Here is a 3,380-nt window from a genome sequence, read left to right on the forward strand (position 1 = left end):
ACTGGGGCAGAAATAAAAGCCGTTCTATGGAAGGAAAGCTGGAGAAGCTGACCAAATATGCTGCAATTCTGTGGCTGATCCTTGCATTAGTTTTGAATTTGAAATTCCTGTAAGGAACCTTTAAGAGGCTGTCGCGTGGCAGCCTTTTTTTCATATTGAGAAAGAGAAGTGAGATAAATTTGAACATATTTGATAAAATCATGGGAAAAATAAAGAGAAGCGAGGCTCAGAAATACGCAAAACAGCAGAAGCGCCAGGCGCAGATGCAGAGTGTGGCAGCTTCACAGAAAGAGGAAGGACAGAAAATGTCGGAAAATCGCAGGAGAGAAAGAAAGTCATTTGAAAAGCACCAGCAGACGGAGACAAAGCTCTCGGATGAGATGCTGGAGACGATCCTGAAGAATGCAGAACAGCGGTTTGCGATGCGGAAAGAAGAAGCACGGGAAGAGAAAATGTCCGGAGAAAGCCGGGAGAGCAGCGTACAGCGCCAGATTGACGGGGATGGGCTGATCGGCGAGTGGGAAGAGAGGTACGGAAAAAAGAAGAAAAAGCCGGAGCGTGCGAAAGGTCCGAAAGAGGAATCGGTGCGCCGGAAAAAGGATAAAGCGGAAAAGAAAGACCGTGATCGAAAGCTTGAGCGTGAGATGGATAAGAAGCGCGAAAAGCGCGGCAAGAAGGAGCGTGAGGATGCTGGCGCTTCCGAGGAGGAGTTTACCCGCCGCTGCAAGATGATTCAGGATGTCATGAATGAACCGGCATACGTGCCGATGAAGCTGAAGGAGCTGGCACTTCTTTTAAATATTCCGAAGGAACAGCGTCGGGAGCTGCAGCGGGTTATCGATCATCTGCTGGAAGAGGGAAAAATCGGCATGTCCCGCAAGGGCAAGCTGGGGCGCCCGGAGACATTTTCAGAGGCAGGTATTTATTCGGGACACCCGAAGGGCTTCGGTTTCGTGGCAATCGAGGGACGTGAGCAGGATGTGTTCGTTCCGCGTGAAAAAACAAAGGGCGCGATGCACGGCGATAAGGTGCTGGTTGTGATTGATCAGGAGAGCGGCGGCGGACGCAGAGCCGAGGGAAGTATCGTGCGGATCCTGGAGCACGCCAATCAGGAGCTGGTCGGTCTGTATGAGAAAAACGGCGGTTTCGGCTTTGTGATCCCGGACAATCCACGGATTTCACGCGATATTTTCATCCCGCAGGGGTGTGACGCGGGCGCAGTGACCGGTCATAAGGTCATCGTGAAGATCAAAGATTACGGAAACAGCCCGGATAAGAAGCCGGAGGGCGTGATCACCAGCATTCTCGGACATATGAACGATCCGGGAGTCGATATTTTATCGATCGTGAAAGCATACGGTCTGCCGGAAGAATTTCCGCCGGAGGTCATGGCGCAGCTTGAAGAGATTCCGGATGCCGTCCGCGAGGAGGACAAGGCGGGACGCAAGGATCTGCGCGATCTGCCGACAGTCACGATCGATGGTGAGGAAGCGAAGGATCTCGACGATGCGATCACGCTGGAAAAGACGGAGCAGGGTTACCGGCTCGGTGTACACATCGCGGATGTGACCCATTATGTCCGCGAGGGCAGCCCGCTTGACCGCGAGGCATTAAAGCGCGGAACGAGCGTGTATCTGACCGACCGTGTCATTCCGATGCTGCCGCATAAACTCTCAAACGGTATCTGTTCCCTGAATCAGGGCGAAGATCGCCTGGCGCTGAGCTGTATCATGGAGATCAATGACAAAGGCGTCGTGATCGGACATGAGATTGCAGAGACATTGATCCGCGTCGATCGCCGGATGACGTATACGGCGGTCAATGCGATCATCACGGATGATGATGCAGAGACAAAGGAGAAATATAAGGAATTTGTGGATTTATTCCTGCAAATGAAAGAACTTTCGCAGCTTCTCCGCAAGAGGCGCCAGGAGCGCGGTGCGATTGACTTCGACTTTCCAGAGAGCAAGATTTTACTCGACGCCAAAGGACGCCCAATCGAGATCAAGCCGTATGAGCGCAACGCGGCGACGAAGCTTATCGAGGATTTCATGCTGATGGCAAATGAGACGGTAGCCGAGGACTATTATTGGCAGGAAATGCCGTTCCTCTACCGAATCCATGAGAAACCGGATGAGGAGAAGATGGCGAAACTCGGCACGTTCATCAACAACTTTGGATATACATTGCGGATGCCGGGTGGCGAAGTCCATCCGAAAGAATTGCAAAAGCTGCTTGAAAAGATCGAGGGCACGCCGGAGGAGGCATTGCTCAGCCGTCTGACGCTGCGCTCCATGAAACAGGCGAAATATTCGACCTTGAACTCCGGTCATTTTGGATTGGCGGCGAAATACTATACCCATTTCACCTCCCCGATCCGCCGTTACCCGGATCTGCAGATCCACCGGATTATCAAAGAGTGCCTGCATGGGAATATGGATGCGCGAAAAACCGCCCATTTTGAAAAAATCCTGCCGGAAGTGGCAGTCCAGACCTCGGCACTGGAGCGCCGCGCTGACGAAGCCGAACGCGAGACTGATAAGATGAAGAAAGTCCAGTACATGGAACATTACATCGGAGAAGAATTCGAGGGAGTCATTTCCGGTGTCACCAACTGGGGCTTCTATGTCGAGCTGCCGAACACGGTTGAAGGATTAGTTCATGTCAATGAACTGCGCGGCGACTATTTCGTATTTGACGAAGCACACTATGAGCTGGTCGGAGAGATGACGAGAAAGACGTACAAGCTCGGTCAGACTATCCGCGTCCGCGTGACTGCGTGCGACCGGTATGCGAGGACGATTGATTTTATGCCGGCGGTGTACTGGAAGTAGAAGATTGTAAAATAAGATGTAAAAAGTAGAGAGGGAAAGAGGAATTAAAATGGGAGCAGGAATCAAGATGGTGGCGAACAATAAGAAAGCTTACCATGATTATTTTATCGATGATAAATTCGAAGCCGGGATCGAGTTATTCGGTACCGAGGTCAAATCGATCCGCATGGGTAAATGCAGCATCAAGGAAGCATTTATCAAGATCGAGAGCGACGGTCAGGTGTATGTATTCGGCATGCATATCAGCCCATATGAGAAGGGAAATATCTTTAATAAAGATCCGCTGCGTGTGCGGAAACTCCTTCTCCACAAACTGGAGATCCGCCGCCTGATGTCAAAGATCAAAGAAAAAGGATATACGCTGGTACCGCTGCAGGTGTATTTTAAAGGAAGTCTCGTAAAAGTGGAGATTGGTCTGGCACGCGGTAAGAAGCTGTATGATAAGAGAGACGATCTGGCGAAAAAGGACGCGAAGCGGGAGATTGACCGTGCGTTTAAGGCGAGACAGAAATAATTATTATATTTGAAAGTGTCTGCAGCAGATTG

At 50.9% G+C, this 3,380-nt stretch carries 2 protein-coding genes; both read left to right on the top strand.

The features are described 5' to 3' along the window. Positions 1-728: 728 nt before the first annotated feature. Positions 729-2,834: a ribonuclease R gene (rnr, locus tag QVO97_RS02120; protein ID WP_288188673.1), complete on the top strand. Its 2,106-nt coding sequence runs from the start codon at positions 729-731 to the stop codon at positions 2,832-2,834. A 49-nt stretch (positions 2,835-2,883) separates the two neighbouring features. Next, entirely contained in the window at positions 2,884-3,348 is a 465-nt protein-coding gene (smpB, locus tag QVO97_RS02125; RefSeq protein WP_022358767.1) for an SsrA-binding protein SmpB, read from the top strand. Positions 3,349-3,380: the final 32 nt, after the last annotated feature.

The organism is Clostridium sp. CAG:43, from assembly GCF_000434655.1.
GTDB lineage: Bacteria > Bacillota > Clostridia > Lachnospirales > Lachnospiraceae > Otoolea > Otoolea fessa.

Coding starts and splice junctions, on each gene's coding strand:
- rnr (WP_288188673.1), top strand. CDS start 729: ATGATTCAGGATGTCATGAATGAACCGGCATACGTGCCGATGAAGCTG.
- smpB (WP_022358767.1), top strand. CDS start 2,884: ATGGGAGCAGGAATCAAGATGGTGGCGAACAATAAGAAAGCTTACCAT.